21 protein-coding genes are annotated in these 19,609 nt (G+C 71.2%); 11 read left to right on the top strand and 10 right to left on the bottom strand.

Annotated features, from left to right (window positions below; translation table 11 throughout):
- The first annotated feature begins 105 nt into the window (after positions 1-105).
- Positions 106-426: a DUF6636 domain-containing protein gene (locus ACTIF1_RS07905; RefSeq protein ID WP_439595843.1), complete on the top strand. Its 321-nt coding sequence runs from the start codon at positions 106-108 to the stop codon at positions 424-426.
- Positions 427-514: 88 nt separating this feature from the next.
- Here ACTIF1_RS07905 and gap read toward each other — a convergent pair whose 3' ends face one another.
- Both gap and tkt read right to left on the bottom strand, forming a co-directional pair.
- Positions 515-1,537: a type I glyceraldehyde-3-phosphate dehydrogenase gene (gene gap, locus ACTIF1_RS07900; RefSeq protein WP_439595842.1), complete on the bottom strand. Its 1,023-nt coding sequence runs from the start codon at positions 1,535-1,537 to the stop codon at positions 515-517.
- Between the two features lie 33 nt (positions 1,538-1,570).
- Positions 1,571-3,619, bottom strand: coding sequence for a transketolase (gene tkt / locus ACTIF1_RS07895; RefSeq protein ID WP_439595841.1), 2,049 nt, complete (start codon positions 3,617-3,619; stop codon positions 1,571-1,573).
- A 177-nt stretch (positions 3,620-3,796) separates the two neighbouring features.
- Here tkt and ACTIF1_RS07890 point away from each other — a divergent pair, with 177 nt between their 5' ends.
- Positions 3,797-4,048: a DUF2171 domain-containing protein gene (locus tag ACTIF1_RS07890; protein WP_439595840.1), complete on the top strand. Its 252-nt coding sequence runs from the start codon at positions 3,797-3,799 to the stop codon at positions 4,046-4,048.
- A gap of 15 nt (positions 4,049-4,063) precedes the next feature.
- Here ACTIF1_RS07890 and ACTIF1_RS07885 read toward each other — a convergent pair whose 3' ends face one another.
- Entirely contained in the window at positions 4,064-5,086 is a 1,023-nt protein-coding gene (locus tag ACTIF1_RS07885) for an esterase (RefSeq protein WP_439595839.1), read from the bottom strand.
- 93 nt (positions 5,087-5,179) lie between these two features.
- Between ACTIF1_RS07885 and ACTIF1_RS07880 the strand changes: the two genes are divergently transcribed.
- Complete coding sequence (locus ACTIF1_RS07880; RefSeq protein ID WP_439595838.1) at positions 5,180-5,935, top strand: VIT1/CCC1 transporter family protein; 756 nt, start codon at positions 5,180-5,182, stop codon at positions 5,933-5,935.
- Positions 5,936-5,954: 19 nt separating this feature from the next.
- On the opposite strand, the gene ACTIF1_RS07875 is transcribed toward ACTIF1_RS07880, so the two are convergent.
- Positions 5,955-7,229 (bottom strand): hypothetical protein, encoded by a 1,275-nt coding sequence (locus ACTIF1_RS07875; protein ID WP_439595837.1) that lies wholly within the window; start codon positions 7,227-7,229, stop codon positions 5,955-5,957.
- Between the two features lie 107 nt (positions 7,230-7,336).
- On the bottom strand, positions 7,337-8,584 hold the full coding sequence (locus ACTIF1_RS07870; protein ID WP_439595836.1) for a Zn-dependent hydrolase: 1,248 nt from the start codon (positions 8,582-8,584) through the stop codon (positions 7,337-7,339).
- A gap of 120 nt (positions 8,585-8,704) precedes the next feature.
- On the opposite strand from ACTIF1_RS07870, the gene ACTIF1_RS07865 reads away from it, so the two are divergent.
- From ACTIF1_RS07865 to ACTIF1_RS07850, 4 genes are read left to right on the top strand one after another with little or no spacing between them, the layout of a single operon-like run.
- The gene (locus ACTIF1_RS07865; RefSeq protein ID WP_439595835.1) at positions 8,705-9,487 is read left to right on the top strand and encodes an aldolase; all 783 of its coding nucleotides are present in this window, start codon (positions 8,705-8,707) and stop codon (positions 9,485-9,487) included.
- A complete protein-coding gene (locus tag ACTIF1_RS07860) occupies positions 9,484-10,371 on the top strand; it encodes a DMT family transporter (protein WP_439595834.1) in 888 nt (295 codons plus the stop codon). Before ACTIF1_RS07865 ends, ACTIF1_RS07860 begins: the two co-directional genes overlap by 4 nt.
- Before the next feature lie 43 nt (positions 10,372-10,414).
- Positions 10,415-11,596, top strand: coding sequence for a class I SAM-dependent rRNA methyltransferase (locus ACTIF1_RS07855; protein ID WP_439595833.1), 1,182 nt, complete (start codon positions 10,415-10,417; stop codon positions 11,594-11,596).
- Positions 11,597-11,609: 13 nt separating this feature from the next.
- Entirely contained in the window at positions 11,610-12,038 is a 429-nt protein-coding gene (locus ACTIF1_RS07850; protein ID WP_439595832.1) for a DUF3293 domain-containing protein, read from the top strand.
- Here the strand turns inward: ACTIF1_RS07850 and ACTIF1_RS07845 are convergent.
- The 5 genes from ACTIF1_RS07845 to ACTIF1_RS07825 all read right to left on the bottom strand — a co-directional run bounded on the left by ACTIF1_RS07845 (position 11,999) and on the right by ACTIF1_RS07825 (position 16,626).
- The gene (locus ACTIF1_RS07845) at positions 11,999-12,412 is read right to left on the bottom strand and encodes a hypothetical protein (RefSeq protein WP_439595831.1); all 414 of its coding nucleotides are present in this window, start codon (positions 12,410-12,412) and stop codon (positions 11,999-12,001) included. The genes ACTIF1_RS07850 and ACTIF1_RS07845 overlap by 40 nt on opposite strands.
- A gap of 129 nt (positions 12,413-12,541) precedes the next feature.
- The gene (locus ACTIF1_RS07840; protein WP_439595830.1) at positions 12,542-12,913 is read right to left on the bottom strand and encodes a hypothetical protein; all 372 of its coding nucleotides are present in this window, start codon (positions 12,911-12,913) and stop codon (positions 12,542-12,544) included.
- A 176-nt stretch (positions 12,914-13,089) separates the two neighbouring features.
- On the bottom strand, positions 13,090-14,202 hold the full coding sequence (locus ACTIF1_RS07835; RefSeq protein ID WP_439595829.1) for a patatin-like phospholipase family protein: 1,113 nt from the start codon (positions 14,200-14,202) through the stop codon (positions 13,090-13,092).
- Between the two features lie 112 nt (positions 14,203-14,314).
- Positions 14,315-15,109 carry a 3-hydroxybutyrate dehydrogenase gene (locus ACTIF1_RS07830; RefSeq protein ID WP_439595828.1) on the bottom strand — a complete coding sequence of 265 codons (795 nt, stop codon included), beginning with the start codon at positions 15,107-15,109 and terminating at the stop codon, positions 14,315-14,317.
- A gap of 77 nt (positions 15,110-15,186) precedes the next feature.
- Positions 15,187-16,626, bottom strand: a complete 1,440-nt coding sequence (locus ACTIF1_RS07825) for a dihydrolipoyl dehydrogenase family protein (RefSeq protein ID WP_439595827.1) — start codon at positions 16,624-16,626, stop codon at positions 15,187-15,189.
- 221 nt (positions 16,627-16,847) lie between these two features.
- Between ACTIF1_RS07825 and rpmH the strand changes: the two genes are divergently transcribed.
- From rpmH to yidC, 4 genes are read left to right on the top strand one after another with little or no spacing between them, the layout of a single operon-like run.
- On the top strand, positions 16,848-16,982 hold the full coding sequence (gene rpmH, locus ACTIF1_RS07820; protein WP_092962847.1) for a 50S ribosomal protein L34: 135 nt from the start codon (positions 16,848-16,850) through the stop codon (positions 16,980-16,982).
- 25 nt (positions 16,983-17,007) lie between these two features.
- Positions 17,008-17,406, top strand: a complete 399-nt coding sequence (rnpA, locus tag ACTIF1_RS07815) for a ribonuclease P protein component (RefSeq protein WP_439595826.1) — start codon at positions 17,008-17,010, stop codon at positions 17,404-17,406.
- Entirely contained in the window at positions 17,403-17,681 is a 279-nt protein-coding gene (yidD, locus tag ACTIF1_RS07810) for a membrane protein insertion efficiency factor YidD (RefSeq protein WP_439595825.1), read from the top strand. Before rnpA ends, yidD begins: the two co-directional genes overlap by 4 nt.
- Before the next feature lie 11 nt (positions 17,682-17,692).
- Positions 17,693-19,564, top strand: coding sequence for a membrane protein insertase YidC (gene yidC, locus ACTIF1_RS07805; protein WP_439595824.1), 1,872 nt, complete (start codon positions 17,693-17,695; stop codon positions 19,562-19,564).
- Positions 19,565-19,609 lie beyond the last annotated feature (45 nt).

Here is a 19,609-nt window from a genome sequence, read left to right as displayed (position 1 = left end):
GGCGATCATCCTGCGGAGAGAAATGCTACGGGGTGTCGCATGATCCGATGGATCGCTGCTTTCGCATTCCTTCCGGTCCTAGCATCGGCCCAGGAAGGCTTCCAGTTGCCCTCCGGCAATATCCGCTGCGAGGTCATGGATCGGGCGCTGCGCTGCGAGATCGTGAACTTCAGCTTCGCCCGCCCACAGGCGCCGGAGGAGTGCGACAGCGACTGGGGGCATGCCTATGCGCTGGCGGCGCGGGGGCCTTCCGCCGTGCTCTGCGCCGGGGACCTGGTGGTCAATCCGCGCCTGCCGGTGCTGGGCTATGGCGCGCGATGGAGCGGCGCGGGGGTGGTGTGCACCTCCGGCCAGGCCGGGCTGCGGTGCAGCAATGCGGAGGGGCGGGGGATGGGGATGTCCCGCGCCAGGCTGAACCGGTTCTGAAGGGGGGGCGCCGCCCCCCACCCCGGCCAGCCTCCGGCGTCGGGGCAATGCCCCGACCCCCCGCCTTGCGGGGGAGGGAGAAGTTGCGTCAGAGGCTGCCGAAGAGCGCGGCCGTGTCGGACATGCGGTTCGAGAAGCCCCACTCATTGTCGTACCAGGACATCACGCGGACCAGCCCGCCATCGACCACCTGGGTCTGGGTGGCGTCGAAGGTGCTGCTGTGCGGGTCGTGGTTGAAGTCGATGCTGACCAGCGGCGCCGTGTTGTAGCCCAGGATGCCCTTCAGCGGGCCGGACTCGGAGGCCGCCTTCATCACGGCGTTGATCGCCTCCTTGGTCAGGCCCTCGGTCTTCGCGGGCACGAAGTCGAGGCTGACGAGGGAGACATTCGGCGTCGGGATGCGGATGGCGGTGCCGTCCAGCTTGCCCTTCAGCTCCGGCATGACGAGGCCCACGGCCTTGGCCGCACCCGTGCTGGTCGGGATGGCGGAAACGGCGGCCGCACGCGCGCGGTGCAGGTCCTTGTGCAGCGTATCGACCGTGTTCTGGTCGCCGGTATAGGCGTGGATGGTCACCATGTAGCCGCGCACGATGCCGAAATTGTCGTGCAGCACCTTGGCGATCGGCGCCAGGCAGTTGGTGGTGCAGCTGGCATTGGAGATGACGGTCATCTCCTTGGTCAGCGTCTTCTCGTTCACGCCATAGACGATGGTCGCATCGGCATTGTCGCCGGGGGCGGAGATGATGACCTTGCGCGCGCCGGCGGTGATCAGCGCGGAGGCCTTCTCCTTGCTGGTGAAAATGCCGGTGCATTCCATGGCGACGTCAACGCCCTGGAAGGGCACCTTGGTCGGGTCGCGCTCGGCGCTGACCACGATCGGCGCATAGGTGCGGCCATTCGCCGTGATGATCAGCTTGTTGCCGTCCACCGCGACCTCGCCGGGGAAGCGGCCATGCACGCTGTCATAGCGGAAGAGGTGCGCATTGGCCTCGACGCTGCCGAGGTCGTTGATCGCCACGCATTCCACATCGGTGCGGTTGCTCTCGATCATGGCGCGCAGCACCAGGCGGCCGATGCGCCCGAAGCCGTTGATGGCAACCTTCACCGTCATCGTCGTCTTTCCCCTTTTGTGAGCGATCTCAGTTCAGCCGAGGCGCTTCTTCACCGCCGCCGCGGCGGCCTCCGCCGTGATGCCGAAGTGTCGGAACAGCTCCTCGGCCGGCGCGCTGGCGCCGAAGCCCTGCATGCCGATGAAGATGCCGTCCGGCCCAAGCCAGCGGTCCCAGCCGAAGGACAGCGCCGCCTCGATGCCCACGCGCAACACATCGCCGAGCACCTGGTTCCGGTAGCCCTCGTCCTGCAGCGCGAAGAGCTCCCAGGAGGGCAGGGACACCACCGCGGTCGGGATCCCATCGGCCTCCAGCAGCGCGCGGGCGGCGATGGCGACATGCACCTCGGAGCCGGTGGCGATCAGCGTGGCGCGGCGCGGGCCGGAGCTTTCGGCCAGCACATAGCCGCCGCGGGCGGAGCGGTTCTCGCCCGGCTCGGCGCGCAGCGCCGGCAGGTTCTGGCGCGACAGCGCAAGGACGGAAGGCCCATCCGCGCGTTTCACCGCCAGCTCCCAGCATTCCGCGGTCTCCATCGCATCCGCAGGGCGGAAGACCGCCAGGTTGGGCATGGCGCGGAGCGAGGCCAGCGTCTCCACCGGCTGGTGCGTCGGCCCATCCTCGCCCAGGCCGATGCTGTCATGCGTCAGCACATGGATGACGCGCAGCCGCATCAGCGCCGCCAGCCGCAGCGAAGGCCGCAGATAATCGGCAAAGACGAGGAAGGTGCCGGAATAGGGAATGAGGCCGCCATGCAGCGCCATGCCGTTCATCGCGGCGGCCATGCCATGCTCGCGCACGCCGTAATGGATGTAGCGGCCGGCATAATTGCCGGGCGAGACGGAGGGGATGCCCTTCACATTGGTATTGTTGGAGCCGGTGAGGTCGGCGGAGCCGCCCACCATCTCCGGCACCGCCGGCACCAGGGCCTCCAGCGCGCGCTGGGAGGCGATGCGGGTCGCGATCTTCGGCCGGTCCTCGGCATGTTTGGTGCGCAGCTCGGCCAGCTTCTCGTGCCAGGCCTCGGGCAGGCGGCCGGCCATGGCGCGCTCGAACTCGTCCTTCTGGGCGTGGTTGGCCAGGCGCTTCAGCCAGGAACGCCGGGTGCCGGCGCCGCGGCGGCCGGCTTCCTCCCAGCGCGCCTTCAGGCCTTCCGGCACCTCGAAGGGGCCGTGGTTCCAGCCCATCGCGGCCTTGGCGGCATCCGCCTCCGCCTTGCCCAGCGGGGCGCCGTGGCTGGAGGCGGTGCCGGCCTTGTTCGGCGCGGTGAAGCCGATGATGGTGCGGCAGGCGATCAGCGTCGGCTTGCGGTTGCGCATCGCCCAGGACATGGCGGCGGCGACCTGGTCATGGTCATGGCCATCGACCCGGCGCGTCGCCCAGCCATAGGACTGGAAGCGGCGCAGCGCATCGTCCGACAGCGAGATCGAGGTATCGCCATCGATCGAGATGTTGTTGTCGTCATAGAGCACGCAAAGCCGCTCGAGCTTCATATGCCCGGCGAAGGAGGCCGCCTCGTGGCTGATGCCCTCCATCAGGTCGCCGTCGGAGGCGATGACCCAGGTGCGGTGGTCGACCAGCGACTTGCCGAAGCGCGCCGCCAGCAGCCGCTCCGCCAGCGCCATGCCGACGGCGGTCGCGATGCCCTGGCCGAGCGGGCCGGTGGTCATCTCGATGCCGGGATGCTCGCCATACTCCGGATGCCCGGCGGCGGGGGAGTGCAACTGCCGGAAATTCTTGATGTCCTCGATGGACATCCCCTCCTGCCCCGTCAGGTGCAGCAGGGCATAGAGCAGCATGGAGCCGTGGCCGGCGGAGAGCACGAAGCGGTCCCGGTCCGGCCAGCGGGGATCCGCCGCATCGTATTTCAGGAAACGCGCGAACAGCACGGTCGCGACATCCGCCATGCCCATCGGCATGCCGGGATGGCCGGATTTGGCCTGTTCCACCGCATCGATGGCGAGTGCGCGGATGGCATCGGCCATCCGGCGCTCCTCGCTGGCGGGGCGGGCGAGCAGCAGCGCCTGGGCCGCCTGGGCGGCGGTGGGCTCCGTGCGGGGTTGGGTATCGGGTTCGGTGGTGGCCAAGATCGTCCTCCGGCTGAGGCGCTATAGACAGGGCTTGCGGCGGCGACAACCCGAAGCCTCCGCCGGTCCGCCCCGCGTGCCCCGCCCGGGCCGGCGGCGGAACGGTCGCCCCCGCCAGGCATCCGCCCGCCGCCTCGGCCGTTAGCCCCTTCCCGAGCACAGGAAGGAAACCCACAGATGAGCGAATTCAGCAGCCAGATCGAGGAACATATGGAAGTGGTCGGCGCCGATGGCGGCCATGTCGGCACGGTGGATCACCTGGATGGCGATCGCATCAAGCTGACCCGCAAGGACGATCCGGACGGCACCCGGCAGCACCACCATTTCCTGCCGCTGAGCCTGGTGGCGGCGGTGGCGGAGGGCCGGGTGCGGCTGAACCTGCCGGCGGAAGTCGCCCGCAACCGCGCGGTCGCGGCCGGCCACGACTGAGCCGGCAGGCCCAGGTCAGCGCATCAGGCCCTGGCGTTCCATCCAGGCCTGGATGCGCGCCGCCACATCGTCCGAATTGTCGTCCATCATGATCATGTGGGAATTGCCGCGCACCCCCTCCGCCGGCATGTCCAGCGTATCCGCCACCCCGCCGGCGGCGCGGATCTGGTCCTGCCAGCGCCCGATATTGCCGCGGATGCGCTGCCAGAAGGGATTGTCCGCCATATGGTCTCCCCAGACGACCAGGTGCGGCACCTCCCGCAATGGCGCGGCATCGGCGGTGGCGGGCGGTGCGCCGGAGGGTTCGACGGCGATCACCGCCTTGACCAGCCCCGGCGCGTTCAGCGCCGCGGTGAAGCCGAAATTGCCGCCCTGGCTATGCACCAGCATGACGCAGGGGCAGATGCGCTGGACCAGCGCGTCATAGGCGGCCTGCACCTGCCGGTCCGTGGTCACCCAGCGCGGCACGGCCTGCATCATGAAATGGTTCCAGGCGGCAACGGGAAAGCGCGTCTCCGGGAAGGCGCGGCGCTGGCTGGCCTCCAGGCTCCAGCCATCGGCCGGGCCGACGCGGAACAGTCCCCAGCCCTCGCCCATGCTGCGGAAGACCGGCTCGCCGGCCAGGATCTGCGGGAATCGGGCCCAGCCGGAACGGCCGCGCTCCATCGCATCCGTCACATAGACATCATGGCCGGCGCGCAGGAAGGCCATCTGCCAGCCCGGCCGGCCATCCGGCGTCGTCTCATAGGTCACGCCCGAAAGCCCGCCGCCATGCGCCAGGATCAGCGGCCATCGGGCGCGCGGCGCTGCGAGGCGGACGTATTGCGCATACATCTGCTCGACCTGGAAATGCCCATTGGGGTTCACCCGCAGCGGCGGCGCGCCGGGGGAGAAGACGATCTCCTGCTCCGGCAGGCCCGAGAGCTCCGCCACCCGGCCGCCGACATGCAGGCTGCCGATCTCCCGGATCTCCAGCGGCTGGGCCGGCGCCGGCTGCGCGCCGAGCAGCAGCGCGGCCGTGATGAGGATGCGTCTCATTCCCATATTCTCCTTTATTCACAATGCCTTGCGTCGCATCCGCTGCGTCTTCGGGACGTGACTTGGCACGGTTCGGGACTGTAAGCTTCCCCCATGTCCAGCGCATCCACCGCCGAGATCACGCTGCGCGAGCCGACCCGCGACGGCCTGCCGCCCATGCCCCCCGGCCCGCCGCATGAGGAACTGCATTTCAGCGCCGCGGCGCCGATGCGGGATGTGCTGGCAGGCGCGGCGCAGGGGGTGGTGCTGCCCTTCGCGGTGGCGACGGCGCTGGCCGGCCTTTCCGGCACGCCGGCGCAGATCGTGCTGGCGGGGCTGGCCGTGGCCGGGGCCGGCGCGGTGGTCAGCGGCCTTGGCCAGGCCATGGCGGCCCGCGATGCGGCGGCGCAATACCAGGCCGAGCGTGCGCGGGAGGAGGAGGAAAGCCACCTTTATCCGGAACGCGAGCGCTGGGAGGTGGCGGCCATCCTGCACCGCTACGGCGTGCGCGGGGACCTGCTGCGCCAGGCGGTGGAGGCGATTGCGGGCGATCGGCGCCGCTGGGTGGATTTCATGATGCGGTTCGAGCTGGACCTGTCGGAGCCCGATCCCCGCCGCGCGCGGCGCGCGGCCACGGCCATGGCCTTGGGCACCGCGCTGGCGGGTCTGTTGCCCCTGCTGCCCTATATGCTGGGCGCGGCCAGCCCGCTCGCCTGGTCCTGCGGCCTGGCCGGCGCGGCCCTGCTGGGCCTGGGCTGGCTCAAGGCACGGGCCCAGGGGCTGAACCCGATGGGCGGCGCGCTGCGGGCGCTGGCGCTCGGCCTTCTGGCGGCGCTCGCCGCCTATGCGGTGGCCGCCGCGCTCGGCTGAGCGCGGCGGCCGTCTTCGCTCAGTTCCGCGGCTGGCCCTGCTGCTGCTGCTGCTGCTGGACCGACTGGCGCAGGCGATCCAGCGTGGCCTGGGCCTGCCGGGTCTGCTCGCCGAGCTCCGTCACCTGGCGGGCAAGTTCCGCGGCGGCGCGCTGCCGCTCCGCCAGCGCCGTGCCGGCCTGCTCCGCCTGCTGGCGCAGCTCCGCCAGGCGGCGCTGCTGCTGCTCCACATTGCCGGCCAGGCCCTGCAGGCGCTCCTCGGCGGCGCGCAGCTCGGACGTCACCTCGGCCCGGCGGGCCTCGGCCTGGCGCGTCTCGCGCTCGGCCGCCTCGCGCGCCTCGTTCAGCCGCGTGGCCTCCGCCTCGGCCCGCTGCGCCGCCTGGCGGCGCTGGTCGCGCTCGGCCTCCGCCGTCGTCGCCTCGTTGCGCAGGCTGGCCAGGCGCTGCTGCACCTCGCCCGCCTGGCGCGTCGCCTGCGCCGTCTCGGACTGCGTGGCGGAGAGGCGGCTGGCGGCCTGTTCCGCGCCCTGGGTCGCCTGCTCCAGCCGGGCCTGCATCTCGGCCAGGGCGGCGCGGCGGGCGTTCAGGTCGGTCTCCAGCAGCGCCTGCTGGTCGCGCAGGCCGCGCAGGCGCTGGTCGGTGCCGGCCAGCTCCGCGCTGCGCGCGGTCAGCATCTCCTGCGCCTGGCCGGTCTCGGCCGCGAGCGCGGCAAGGCGCGCCTCGGCGGTCTGCACGCCGGCATTCAGCTCCGCCTGGCGGGCCTGCAGGCTGCGCAGCGCCTCCGCCGTGGAGTCGCGGCTTTCGGCGGCACGGGCCTGCGCCGTCTCGGCCTGCTCCAGCTCGGCGCGCAGCGCATCGCGCCGCGTCTCGGCCTCGCGCAGCGCGTCCCGGGTCTCGGTCAGGCGCTGCTGCAGCTGCGCGGTTTCCTCGCGGGCGGTGCGGGCGGCCTCGGCGGCCTGCTGGGCCTCGGCCAGCTCCGGCCGCAGGGTGGCCAGGCGCTGCTCGGCCTGCCTCGCCTCGCCGGTCAGCTGCAGCGTGCGGGCCTCGGCGGCGCTGCGGGCCTGCTCGGCCTGCTGGGCGCGGGCCTGGATGGCGGGCAGCGCGCCGTTCGCGGCGCGCTCCGCGGCCAGGCTCTGCTCCAGCGTCACGCGCTGCGCCTCGGTCCGCGCCGCCAGCTCCCGCGCCTCCCGCGCATCGCTGCTGACACTGATGACGGTGATCCAGCCGATCAGGCCGAAGAGCAGGAGAAGCCCAGCGGCGATCTGCGCCGGGCGGGGCCAGAGGGTGGGATTCATGATGCGCAGTCTCTCCGGGAAAGGGTGCGGCGAGGCTTGGGACATGCCCCGCGCCAAGCGCCCCAATCACGTGAAAGTTGCGCGTCGCGGCGCGAACCGCTGCGCCGTTACACGGGCACGCGGTTGGCGCGGGCCAGCACCGCCTGGAACAGCACCTGGCAGCCGGCCTCGGCTTCCTCCGGCTCGATGCTCTCGGCCTCGTTGTGACTGAGGCCGTCCTTGCAGGGGGTGAAGATCATCGCCGCCGGCATGCGCCGCGCGACATAGACGGCGTCGTGCCCGGCGCCGGAGACCATGCGGCGGGCCGGGTAGCCGAGGCGTTCGGCGGCCTGTTCGACCAGGGCGACGCAGTCCGCATCGAAGGGCTGGGCGTCGTAGTGCAGCACCTGGGTGAGTTCGAGCCGGCAGCTGGTCTCCTTCACCACGGCCGCGGCCATGGGCGGAAAATCGCGCGCCAGGGCGGCGATGTTCGCGCTGTCGGGGTGGCGGAACTCGATGGAGAAGGTGACCTCGCCGGGGATGACGTTGCGGCTGTTGGGCGCCACCTTCAGGAAGCCCACCGTGCCGCGCCCGTCCTCGCCGCGGTCGCGCATCAGCCCATCCACCAGGGAGATCACCTGCGCCGCCGCCACCAGCGCATCGCGCCGGGTGGAAGGGGGCGTGGTGCCGGCATGGGCGTCCTGGCCGAGGATGCGCGCATCCCACCAGACCTGCGCCTGGGCGCCAGTGACGATGCCGATCTGCCTCCCCTCCTGCTCCAGGATCGGGCCCTGCTCGATATGCAGCTCGAAATAGGCGTCCGCCCGGAAGGGTTCGGCGGGGTGTTCGCCCTGGTAGCCGATCTCCTTCAAGGCCTGTTCCACGGTGACGCCCTGCTGGTCGGGCAAGGCGTAGCTGCGGGAGAGGGGATAGACGCCCGCCCAGGTGCCGCTGCCCATCAGCGAGAGGCCGAAGCGGCTGCCCTCCTCGTCGGTCCAGTTCACCAGCTCCAGCGGCGCCTCCGAGGTGATGTTCAGCTCATGCAGCGTGCGCATCACCTCCAGGCCCGCCATCACGCCGAGCGCGCCGTCGTACTTCCCGCCGGAGGGCTGGCTATCGAGGTGGCTGCCGAAGAGCACCGGGGGACGGCTGGGGTCGCGGCCCTCGCGGCGGGCGAACATATTGCCGATGGCATCCACCCGCACTGTCAGGCCGAGCGCCTCGCACTGGCTGCGAAAATCGTCGCGGGCGGCCTTGTCGACCTCGGTCAGCGTCAGCCGCCGCACGCCGCCCTTGGGCGTGGCGCCATGCCGCGCCATGGCCATCAGGCTGTCCCAGAGCCGCCGGCCGTCGATCCTCAGATTGGTGCCGCTCATCGCCCTCACTCCCTCCGCCACGCATGATCTGCGACAGAGTTTCGGAAATGGCCAGATCGCGGGCTTGCAGCGCGGCGAGGCTGCTGCGAATCATCCCCCATTCGAAGGAAAGGCCCCGCCATGGCGCATGCGCTGAACGCCGCCCCCGCCATCCTGCGCAATTCGGAGCTCGATGCCGATGCGGTGCGCGCCGCGCGCGTCGATCTCGCCGCCGCCTTCCGCATGGCCGCGCGCCTCGGCATGCATGAGGGTATCTGCAACCACTTTTCGCTGGTGGTGCCGGGGCGGGACGACCTGTTCCTGGTGAACCCCTATGGCTGGGCCTTTGCGGAGATCACCGCCTCCCGCCTCCTCGTCTGCGATTTTGCGGGCAATGTGGTGGCGGGGGAGGGCGTGCCGGAGGCGACGGCCTTCTACATCCATGCGCGCGTCCACAAGAACCTGCCGCGCGCCAAGGCCGCCTTCCACACGCATATGCCGAATGCGACGGCGCTGGCGATGCTGGAAGGCCCGCCGCTGGCCTGGGCCGGGCAATCCGCGCTGAAATTCTACGGCCGCACCGTGGTGGATGAGCATTACAACGGCCTCGCTTTGGACGAGCGGGAAGGCGACCGCATCGCGGCCTCGATCGGCGATGCCGATATCGTCTTCATGAAGAACCACGGCGTGATGGTGGTGGGCGCCAGCGCGGCGGAGGCCTGGGACGACCTCTACTACCTGGAACGCGCGGCGGAGGCGCAGCGCCTGGCGCTCTCCACCGGCCGGCCGCTGAAGCCGGTGCCGCCCGAGCTGGCGCAGAAGACCTACGACCAGATGCGCCTCGGCGACCGCGAAAGCGCGGTCCTGCACCTGGAAAGCATCAAGCGCCGGCTTGCGAAGGAGGAGCCGGACTACCTGGATTGAACACCCCCCTGGCGGCCCGGCTCGACCCGCGCGGGCTGGCGCTGCTGCTGGTGACGGTCATCGGCTGGGGCTTCAACTGGCCCTCGATGAAGCTGCTGCTGGGCGTGCTGCCGCCGTTTTCCATGCGCGTGGTCTGCGCCGCGCTCGGCATTTCCCTGCTGTTCGCCATCGCGGCGGTGAAGGGCGAGAGGCTTGCCGTGCCCCGGGTGCTCTGGCCGCGGCTGGTCGCGGCGAGCCTGCTGAACGTCACCGCCTGGATGGGCATGGCAACCTTTTCCCTGCTGTGGCTGGCGGCCGGGGAGGCGACGATCGTCTGCTACACCATGCCGGTCTGGACCTCGCTGCTCGCCTGGCTGGTGCTGGGCGAGCCGCCGAGCCGGCGGCGCCTGGCCGCGCTGGTGCTGGGCCTCGGCGGGCTGGTGGTGCTGGTGGTGGGGCAGGGGTTGGATCTGGGGCTGGCCAAGCTGCCGGGCGTGGCGGCGGCGCTGGGCGGGGCGGTGCTGTTCTCGCTGGGCACCGTGGTCACCAAGCGCTGGCCGCTGGCGCTGCCGCCCACCACCTCCGTCGCCTGGCAGCTCGTGGTCGGCTGCACGCCGCTGCTGGCCGGCGCGCTGATCTTCGAGACGCCGGATTTTTCCGGGTTGTCCGGGTGGGACTGGGCGGTGATGGTCTATGGCGGCGTCGGGCCGCTGGGCCTCTGCTACCTCGCCTGGTTCGCCGCGCTGCGGCGGCTGCCGGCCGCGGCTGCCTCCTCCGGCACCCTGCTCACGCCGGTGATCGGCGTCGCCTCCGCCGCGCTGCTGCTGGGGGAGCCGCTGGGGCTGCGGGAGGTTGCGGCGCTGTCCATGACCATCGGCGGTGTCGTACTGGCAGTACGCGGATGAAGCTTACTGGCGGTGCGCGGCTGATCCGGGCATAGGCCCGGTCATGACCGAGCATCCGCTGATCCGCCTGGCCCCCGGCGGCGACCGCCGCGTGAAGGCGGGCCACCCCTGGGCCTTCTCCAACGAGATCGCCATGACCCCCGCGCTGCGCGCCCTGCCGCCCGGTACCCCGGTGCGGCTGGAGGGTGATGACGGCGTCAAGCACGGCGTCTGGCATTTCAACCCGCATAGCCTGATCGCCGCCCGACGGCTGGACGGCAACCCCGCCGCCGTGATCGACGCGGCCTGGTACCAGCGCCGCCTCGCCGCCTGCCTGGCCCTGCGGGAGCGGCTGTTCGACACGCCCTACTACCGCCTGGTGCATGCCGAGGCGGATGGCCTGCCGGGCCTGGTCATCGACCGCTACGGCGATGCGGTGGCGATCCAGGCCAATACCGCCGGCATGGATGCCGCGACGCCGCACATCCTGGCCGCGCTGAACGCGCTGTTCGCCCCGCGCCTCGTGGTGGCACGCAACGACAGCGCCGTGCGCAAGCTGGAGGGCCTTGCCGAGCAGGTCACCGCCCTGCAGGGCGAGGGCACGGCGACGGTGGAGGAATCCGGCCTCCGCTTCCCGGTGGACCTGCTGGGCGGCCAGAAGACCGGCTGGTTCTTCGACCAGCGCGCCAATCGCGCCATGGTCGCGCGCTTCTGCCGCGGCCGGACCATGCTGGACGCCTTCTGCCATACCGGCGGCTTCGGCCTGGCCGCGGCGGCGGCCGGCGCTTCCGAGGTCACGCTGCTGGACCGCAGCGAGCACGCGCTGGACCACGCCATGCAGGCCGCCCGCCTCGCCGGTTTCGCGGAACGCGTCACGCCCCTGAAGGCGGAGGCGCTGGAGCATCTGGAGAAGATGGCGGCCAGCGGCCGGCGGTTCGAGGTGGTGGTGGCGGACCCGCCGGCCTTTGCCAAGTCGCGAAAAGATCAGCCGGCGGCGCTGCGCGGCTACGGCAAGCTGGCGCGACTGGCGGCGGGGCTGGTGGCGCCGGAGGGCATCCTCTTCATCGCCTCCTGCTCCCACCATGTCTCGCCCGGCGATTTCACCGATGCGGTCGCCTGGGGCCTGCACAAGGCGCGGCGGGAGGCGCGGCTGCTGGCGACCGTCGGCGCCGGCCCGGACCACCCGGTGCATCCCGGCCTGCCCGAGAGCGCCTATCTCAAGGGCCTGCTTTTGCAGCTCGCCTGATCCGCCGGGCCCGATGCAACCGCCGCTCGCCGCCTTCCGCGCCACGGGCTACGAGGCCGCCGGCATCACCGTGCGGATCGGCCGGCGGTCGGCCGGCCTGGATGCGCTGCTGGCGGCGCGGGGGGTGCGCCAGGCCGGCTTCGTCACCGCCTGGAATCCGCGCAGCCGGCGCATGCCGCCGGGCTGGAACCGTCGCCAGCAGGACAGGCTGCGGCAGGCGGCGCGCAGCCGCGTGCTGGCGGAGGGTTTTGGGCGGGCGGGGGCCTGGGCGGAGCACCACCTGTTGCTGGCCGGCGATCCGCGTCGCCTCGCGGTGCTGGCCCGGCGCTTCCGCCAATGGGCCATTGTGGTGGTGGCGGCAGGGCGGCCGGCCCGGCTGGTGCGGGTTCTCGCCGCGCCGCCTCATTCCGGACCGCCCAACTCCGGGCCGCGCGCCGGATAGGCGCTGTAGCCGCCGATCACGACCCGCTGCACCCCGGCGAAGCGGATGCGCTCCTCGCCCAGGATGATGGTGCCGCGCACGCCCTCCAGCAGGATCTCGCCCAGGCCCAGCCGGGGTTCGGGCGAGCCGGGGTCGAGCCGGATGGCCTGCAGGATCTGCTCCAGCGTGCGGTCGGTGTCATCCAGCTGCAGGGTGCGCACCGCATCGATGGCGGCGATCGCCCGGTTGCCGTCGCCAGGGTGCCAGATCAGCGTCTCCTGGCCGGGGCGCAGGCGGTGGTTCACCGGTCCGCCGACCCAGCGGCCCTGGGCCGGCCGCTCCGGCAGGAGGTAGTCGAGGTCCCAGCATCCGGGGCTCTGATTGGTCTCGGTCACGGCCTGATCTCCCGCTTCGTCTTGCGGGGGGGATCAAGCGCCGGCGCGTCTCACGCATCCAATTCGAAGGCCCTGTGGACCCCATAGGCGAAGCCGATGCCCGCCTCGCGGGCTGCCAACCCCGTTATATCAACGGCTTGAGGCGCGCTCCTGCGTCGGCCGGACCTGGATGACGAGGCGTTCCATGGCCCGGAAGGTCAGTGTCTCATGGCCGAGGAGGATTCGCCCGACGACGCCGGTCACATCGATGGTGCAGCCCTGCAGGCGCGGCGCCGGGCTATCCGGCTCGATCTCGATCGAGGCCAGAAGCTGCTCGGGCGTCAGTCCGGTTCCGGTGAGGCGCAGCGTATCGCCGCCGCCGCCGCCGATCACCGTGTCATCCCCATCCCCGCGGTGCCAGTGGAGCGTTTCGGGCCCGGCCAAGACCTCATTGTCGTTGTCGGCGAGGGACCGGCCGGTGGGGGCTGGCTCGCGAAGCGGCTGGCGCGGCAGGGTGGGCATGTTGCTCTCCGGGATCGGCCCGGCATAGGAACCAATATCACATTCGCGTGCAAGGCGAAAGTTACACTAGTTTGTAGCTTTACAGGCGAAATCGTTGCGGTGTCGCGCGTAGGCGGCGGCGCCTGTCCGGGCTGCCCGCCGGGCGCGATCCGGCGGCCGCCGCGCAACCCTTCGGTTCAAAGGAAGCGTTCGCGGATATCGACGCTGCTCTCCCGCCCCAGCTTGTCGAAATGCGCCGCGATCCAGCCATCCGCGGCCTCCCGCCCGTAGCGCTTCAGCGTCATGAGAAATTCCCAGTCGCCGTTCAGCTTGGTGCTGAGCTTGAAGTCGCGCATTCGCGCCTCGTCCTCGATGCAATGGACGAAGAGCTTGCGGTAGCGCGGCTGCTCCAGTCGCCCAGCCTCCAGCAGGCGCTGCACGAAGTCGATGGCGCGCATTTCCGCCATCAGGGAGGCATTGAAGCTGATCTCGTTCAGCCGGTTGACGATCTCGGTCGGCCGCGTCGGCAGCTCGTCCCGCACGATGGGGTTCAGCTGCACCAGCACGATGTCCGGCGGCCCGCCCTGCTCATACAGCGGCCAGAGGGCCGGATTGCCGAGATAGCCGCCATCCCAGAAGGGCTCGCCATCGATCTCCACCGCCTTGAAGAATTGCGGCAGGCAGGCGGAGGCCAGCAGCGTATCGACGGTGACCTCCTCGCGCGCGAAGACCCGGGGCTTGCCGGTGCGGACGGAGGTGGCGGAGATGAACAGCTTCGGGCCCTTGCCGTGGCGCAGGATCTCCGGATGGATCTCCTCCTCAAGCACCTGGCGCAGCGGGTTGAACTCGTAGGGGGTCGGGTTGAGCTGGTAGGGGGACATGACGCGGGTCAGCGTCTCGAAGGTCTGGTAGGCGAAGGACCAGGTCAGGTCGTGGCCCCAGAGCGCCTTCTCCAGGGGGGTGTTCTGCAGCGGGCTCATGGACATGCGGCTGGCGGCATTGCGCCAGAAGCGCTCCAGTGCCCGGCGCGCACCGTCCCGCCCGCCCTCGCAGAGGCCCTGGACGAAGACGGCGGCATTCATGGCGCCGGCCGAGGTGCCGGAGACCGCCTCGAATTCCAGCCGCTCATCCTCCAGCAGCCGCTCCAGCACCCCCCAGGTGAAGGCGCCATGCGTGCCGCCGCCCTGCAGCGCCAGGTTGATGCGGCGCGTGGTGGGGGCGGGGCGGGCGGGGCGGGGGGAGGGGCCGGGCGCAGCGCCGGCCGCGCCGAGCGTATCGGCAGCCTCCGCGCGGAATTCTTCCTCGATCATGGGCTAGGCGTCACACCTTGAACAAAAGCCCTCTCCCCACGACGGGGGGAGAGGGTTGGGTGAGGGGGGGCTCCCGCAGGCCGCATCGAGGGAGAGGGCTTCGCGCCGCCTCTCACTGCGCGGTCCAGCCGCCGTCGATGCTCAGCGCGCTGCCATTGATGCTGCCGCTGTTCGGCCCCACCAGGAACAGCGCCATCTCCGCCACCTCCTCGACCTCCACCCAGCGCTTGGTGGGCTGGCGTTCCAGCAGGTAGTCGGTCAGGGCCTTGTCCTCGGAGACGCCGTGCTTCTCCGCCAGCGGCTTCACCTGGGCCTCGGCCAGCGGGGTCCGCACGAAGCCGGGGCAGATGGCGTTGCAGGTGACGGGGCCGCGCGCGATTTCCAGCGCGACCGACTTGGTCAGCCCCACCACGGCATGCTTCGCCGCCACATAGGCGGTCTTGAAGGGGCTCGCGACGAGCCCGTGGGCGGAGGCCACGTTGACGATCCGCCCGAAGCCGCGCGCCTTCATCCCCGGCAGCGCCGCCTTGATGGCGTGGAAGTTGGAGGTGAAGTTGATGGCGATGATCCGGTCGAACTTGTCCTCCGGAAACTCCTCCACCGGCGCCACGAACTGGATGCCGGCATTGTTCACCAGGATGTCGCAGGCGCCGAGCTCGGCCTCGCAGGCGGCCACCATGGCGCGGATTTCTTCCGGTTTCGACATGTCGGCCCCTGAGTAGGGGGCCTCCGCCACGCCCATGGCAGCGCCGACCGCGGCCCGCGCCTTGGCGATTTCCTCAGGCTTGCCGAAGCCGTTCAGCATCACCTTCGCACCTGCCCCGGCAAAGCCCAGCGCGATGGCCAGGCCGATGCCGGAGGTGGAGCCGGTGACGAGGGCCGTGCGGCCCTCCAGTTTTCCTGCCATGGTCGAGGCCCTTCCCGCGTTGCAGCAATCTTGCGCCGGAGCCTCGCGCAAATCCGTTAAGAAGGCGAGCCTCCGCCTCAGGGCAGCCGCTTCAGCCAGCCCACGACGCGCTTCACCACAGGCGACATCAGCTTGGGCGCGTAGAAATCCCCCGCCGCCCGCTTCGCCGCCTCCGCCAGGGTGGGATAGGGCAGCACCAGGCCCGCGAGCGCCGAGAGCGGCAGCTTGCGCCCGATCATCAGGGCAAAGGTGCCGGCCATCTCGCCGGCATGGGGGGCCAGGATGCCGGCGCCGAGCAGGCGGCCCTTCGGCGTCACCACCAGCTTCACCAGCCCTTCCTCGATCCCCTCCGCCACCGCGCGGTCGGTCTCCGCCACCGGGAAGCGCAGGATATTGATCTCGTGCCCGGCCTCGCGCGCCTCGGCCTCGGTCAGGCCGACCTGCGCCAGCTCCGGGTCCGTGTAGGTCACGCGGGGCAGGGCGGCGTAGTCCACCTTCGCCGGCAGGCGGAACAGCATCCGCCGCGCCAGGATGCCGGCATGCTGGGAGGCCACGTGGGTGAAGGCCCGCGGCCCGATTCCCTGCGGGTCCGCGATATCGCCCACCGCATAGACCCGGCGATTGGTGGTGGAGCGCAGCCCGGCATCGGTGGCGATGCCGAGCTTGGTTGAGGCCACTTGGCCGGCCGCGAGGTCCAGCCCCGCCAGCCGCGGCGCCCGGCCCACCGCCAGCAGCAGGTGGGTGCCGCCGATGGCGCGGCCATCCTCCAGATGCGCGACCAGCCCCGGCCCGCCACCTTCCGGCCGATCGGCGCTGACGCGGGCGAGCTTGGCGCCCTCCAGCAGGGTCACCCCCTCCCGCAGCAGGGCGCGGCGCAGGCCATCCGCCAGCTCCGGATCGTCGCGGCCGGCGATTCGGCCAGCCTCGATCACGGTGACCAGGCAGCCGAGGCGTGCATGGGCCTGCGCCATCTCCAGCCCGATCGGCCCGCCGCCGAGGATGATGAGGTGGCCGGGCGGGTCCTCCAGATCGAAGAGCGTCTCGTTGGTCAGCCAGGGCACCGGGCCCAGGCCCGGAATATCCGGCACGATGGCCTGGCTGCCGGCGGCGATGACGCAGCGGCGGAAGGTGAGGCGGCGCCCCCCGGCCGCGATCATGTCGGGGGCGACGAAATGGGCGGAGGCGCGGATCACCTCCACCCCCATGCCGCGGAAGCGGGCCTCCGAATCCACCGGGGCGATATGGGCGATGGCGCCCTGCACATGGGCGCGCAGCGCCGCCCAGTCGATCTCGGGCTCCGGCAGGCGCACGCCGAATCGCCCGGCGCGGCGGGCGGCCTGGGCGGCATGGGCCGCGGCGAGCAGGGCCTTGGAGGGGACGCAGCCATAATTCAGGCAGTCCCCGCCCATGCGGCCGCGCTCCACCAGCGCCACCTTCAGCCCGAGGCCCGCGGAGAAGGCGGCGACCGAAAGCCCGGCCGCGCCCGCGCCAATCACTACCAGGTCGAAATCGGGCATCGCAGGGTCCTTCCGGCGGGTCAGGCGTGGCATCCGGCGCCCCTCATGCCCGATCCGCGCGGTTGACGGCAGGGGTGGCGCTTCCCTATACGTCCGGCCTCGCCGGGGTGGCCCTCGCCATATGGGGCCGCCGCCGGCAATTCCTTTAGATACCAGCCGGTGCATGGCGGGCCAGGGGCATTCCCTGGCGGGCCTGGGGCCGGAGCCCGCGGGAGTGTGTCGTGAAGCGTACTTATCAGCCCTCGAAGCTCGTCCGGAAGCGCCGCCATGGCTTCCGCGCCCGTACGGCGACGGTCGGCGGGCGCAATGTGCTGGCGAATCGCCGCGCCAAGGGCCGCAAGAAGCTCTCCGCCTGAGAACGCGGCGGGCTTCGACTGTGCCATGCCGGCGCGCCCGCCACGTCTGAAGCTGCGTCGTGAGTTCAAGCTGGTGGCAGCCCGCGGTCAGCGGGCGGCGCGGCCTGGGCTCGTGCTGCAGGTGCTGAAGGGCACGGACGGCCCGCTGCGGGTCGGCTTCACCGCCACCAAGAAGATCGGCAACGCCGTCATCCGCAACCGCACCAAGAGGCGGCTGCGGGAGGCGGCGCGACTGCTGCTGGGCGAGGGCGCGCCGCCGGGCTTCGACCTGGTGCTGATCGGGCGGGAGGCGACGGCGCAGCGCGACTTCGCCACCCTCCTCGGTGACCTGCGCGGCGCGCTGCGCCAGGGGGGGGTGCTGGGCGGGGTGCTGTCGCCGAAGGAACAGGCGCCCACGCCGCCGCGCGCGGATGCTCCGGCATGACCCCGCAGCAGCATCTGCTGCGCGGCGCGATCCGCACCTACCAGCTCACCCTGCGGCCCTTCATCGGCTGCAATTGCCGATTCTACCCGCATTGCAGCGAATACGGGCTGCAGGCGGTGGCCGAGCACGGCGCGCTGCGCGGTAGCTGGTTGACCGCGCGGCGTGTATTGCGCTGCAACCCCTGGCACCCGGGTGGCTATGACCCGGTGCCACCCACTTCCCGGAACGTCTCCGGGGCGGAAAACCTGCCCGCCCCGCGACCGACGAAAGGCTGAATCAGGCCGTCATGGACCAGAAGCGTCTCCTCGCCGCCATCGCCCTGTCGGTCGGCATCCTGCTGTTGTTCGACCTCTGGAACCGCCCGGCGCGGGAAGCGGAGCAGCGCCGCCAGGCCGAGATCGCCGCCCAGGCGCCGGCCCCCGCCAGCCCGGGCGCGGCGGCACCGGCCTCCCCGGTGCCGGTGCCCGCCTCCGGCGGCGCGCCGCTGGCCGAGCCGGGCGCCGCGCCTGGTGCCTCCCCTGGCGCCACCGCCGCGGCCGCCACGCCGAACCTGCCGCCCGAGCAGCGCATCCGCATCGAGAATCCCCGCCTGCAGGGCAGCATCAGCCTGCGCGGCGCGCGGCTGGATGACGCCATCCTGCGCGGCTACCGGGAGACGGTGCAGCCGGACAGCGCGCTGGTGCGCCTGCTGGCGCCGCGCAGCGATGCGAACCCGTATTTCGCGCAATGGGGCTGGACCGCCGCCGATGGCCGCACGCCGGTGCCGGGCCCGGAGACGGACTGGATCGCCGATGGCCAGAACCTGACGCCCACCACCCCGGTGACGCTGCGCTGGGACAATGGCCAGGGCCAGGAATTCAGCATCCGCCTCGGCATCGACGAGGACTTCATGCTCACCGCGGAGCAGAGCGTGCGCAACACCGGCGCGGAGCCGGTGCAGCTGCTGCCCTGGGCCCGCGTCCGGCGCGAGCGCACGCCGGCCACCGCCGGCTTCTTCATCCTGCATGAGGGCTTCACCGGTGTCCTCGGCGGCCGGCTGACGGAGTGGAAGTACAGCGACGCCAAGACCGAGGCGGAGCGCCGCCGCGGCGCCGCGATGGAGCAGGAGTCGACCGGCGGCTGGATCGGCTTCACCGACAAGTACTGGCTGACCGCGCTGACGCCGATGAGCCAGGCCACGCCGATCCGCGCCGCCTATCGCCACTCGGCCGAGGGCGGCCAGGACCGCTGGCAGGTCGATATGGCGCCCCCGGCGGCGCAGACCGTGGCCGCCGGCGCCGAGGCCGGCCTCGCCACGCGGCTTTTCGCCGGCGCCAAGGAAGTGCGGCTGCTGGACGGCTATGCGGACCGCCTGAACATCGAGGGCTTCGACAAGGCGATCGACTTCGGCTGGTTCTACTGGATCACCAAGCCGTTCTTCTATGCCATCGACTGGCTATTCCAGATCTTCGGCAATTTCGGCGTGGCGATCCTGGTCTTCACCCTGGCGCTGAAGGCGGCCTTCTTCCCGCTGGCCAGCAAGGCCTATACCTCCATGGCCCGCATGAAGGTGCTGGCGCCGAAGATGACGGAGGTGCGGGAGCGCTACAAGGACGACCCCGCCAAGGCCCAGGCCGAGATGATGGCGCTCTATCGGTCGGAGAAGGTGAACCCCGCCTCCGGCTGCCTGCCCATCCTGCTGCAGATCCCGGTCTTCTTCGCCCTCTACAAGGTGCTCTTCGTCACCATCGAGATGCGGCACGCGCCCTTCTTCGGCTGGATCCGCGACCTTTCGGCGCCGGATCCGACCAACCTGTTCAACCTCTTCGGCATCCTGCCCTTCGACCCGACGCAGCTCTCCAGCTTCCTGCACATGCCTGCCTGGGCCATCGCGATGGGCATCACGATGTTCCTGCAGTTCAAGCTGAACCCGACGCCGCCGGACCCGATCCAGGCCAAGATCTTCGCCTGGATGCCGCTGATCTTCACCTTCATGCTGGCCAGCTTCCCGGCCGGGCTGGTGATCTACTGGACCTGGAACAACCTGCTTTCCATCGCCCAGCAGTACTGGATCATGAAGATGGACAAGAAGCGCCAGGCCCGCACGCCGGCCGCCCCGCCGCCGCCCAAGCCGGCCGCGGTGGCCGCTGCCAAGCCGGCGCCGAAGGGCAAGAAGTGACCATTACCACCCCCTCCGGCACCCCGGTGACGCTGCCGCCGGGTG

This window comes from Falsiroseomonas sp. (genome assembly GCF_051860665.1).
GTDB lineage: Bacteria > Pseudomonadota > Alphaproteobacteria > Acetobacterales > Acetobacteraceae > Falsiroseomonas.
The sequence above is the reverse complement of the archived record's forward strand: the minus strand, read 5'-3'. Positions and strand labels throughout refer to the sequence as shown.

What these genes read in the sequence shown, in the direction of transcription:
- gap (WP_439595842.1), bottom strand. Translation starts at nt 1,537, where the DNA reads ATGACGGTGAAGGTTGCCATCAACGGCTTCGGGCGCATCGGCCGCCTG.
- ACTIF1_RS07890 (WP_439595840.1), top strand. Translation starts at nt 3,797, where the DNA reads ATGAGCGAATTCAGCAGCCAGATCGAGGAACATATGGAAGTGGTCGGC.
- ACTIF1_RS07885 (WP_439595839.1), bottom strand. Translation starts at nt 5,086, where the DNA reads ATGAGACGCATCCTCATCACGGCCGCGCTGCTGCTCGGCGCGCAGCCG.
- ACTIF1_RS07880 (WP_439595838.1), top strand. Translation starts at nt 5,180, where the DNA reads ATGTCCAGCGCATCCACCGCCGAGATCACGCTGCGCGAGCCGACCCGC.
- ACTIF1_RS07875 (WP_439595837.1), bottom strand. Translation starts at nt 7,229, where the DNA reads ATGAATCCCACCCTCTGGCCCCGCCCGGCGCAGATCGCCGCTGGGCTT.
- ACTIF1_RS07870 (WP_439595836.1), bottom strand. Translation starts at nt 8,584, where the DNA reads ATGAGCGGCACCAATCTGAGGATCGACGGCCGGCGGCTCTGGGACAGC.
- ACTIF1_RS07865 (WP_439595835.1), top strand. Translation starts at nt 8,705, where the DNA reads ATGGCGCATGCGCTGAACGCCGCCCCCGCCATCCTGCGCAATTCGGAG.
- ACTIF1_RS07855 (WP_439595833.1), top strand. Translation starts at nt 10,415, where the DNA reads ATGACCGAGCATCCGCTGATCCGCCTGGCCCCCGGCGGCGACCGCCGC.
- ACTIF1_RS07850 (WP_439595832.1), top strand. Translation starts at nt 11,610, where the DNA reads ATGCAACCGCCGCTCGCCGCCTTCCGCGCCACGGGCTACGAGGCCGCC.
- ACTIF1_RS07840 (WP_439595830.1), bottom strand. Translation starts at nt 12,913, where the DNA reads ATGCCCACCCTGCCGCGCCAGCCGCTTCGCGAGCCAGCCCCCACCGGC.
- ACTIF1_RS07835 (WP_439595829.1), bottom strand. Translation starts at nt 14,202, where the DNA reads ATGATCGAGGAAGAATTCCGCGCGGAGGCTGCCGATACGCTCGGCGCG.
- ACTIF1_RS07830 (WP_439595828.1), bottom strand. Translation starts at nt 15,109, where the DNA reads ATGGCAGGAAAACTGGAGGGCCGCACGGCCCTCGTCACCGGCTCCACC.
- ACTIF1_RS07825 (WP_439595827.1), bottom strand. Translation starts at nt 16,626, where the DNA reads ATGCCCGATTTCGACCTGGTAGTGATTGGCGCGGGCGCGGCCGGGCTT.
- rnpA (WP_439595826.1), top strand. Translation starts at nt 17,008, where the DNA reads ATGCCGGCGCGCCCGCCACGTCTGAAGCTGCGTCGTGAGTTCAAGCTG.
- yidD (WP_439595825.1), top strand. Translation starts at nt 17,403, where the DNA reads ATGACCCCGCAGCAGCATCTGCTGCGCGGCGCGATCCGCACCTACCAG.
- yidC (WP_439595824.1), top strand. Translation starts at nt 17,693, where the DNA reads ATGGACCAGAAGCGTCTCCTCGCCGCCATCGCCCTGTCGGTCGGCATC.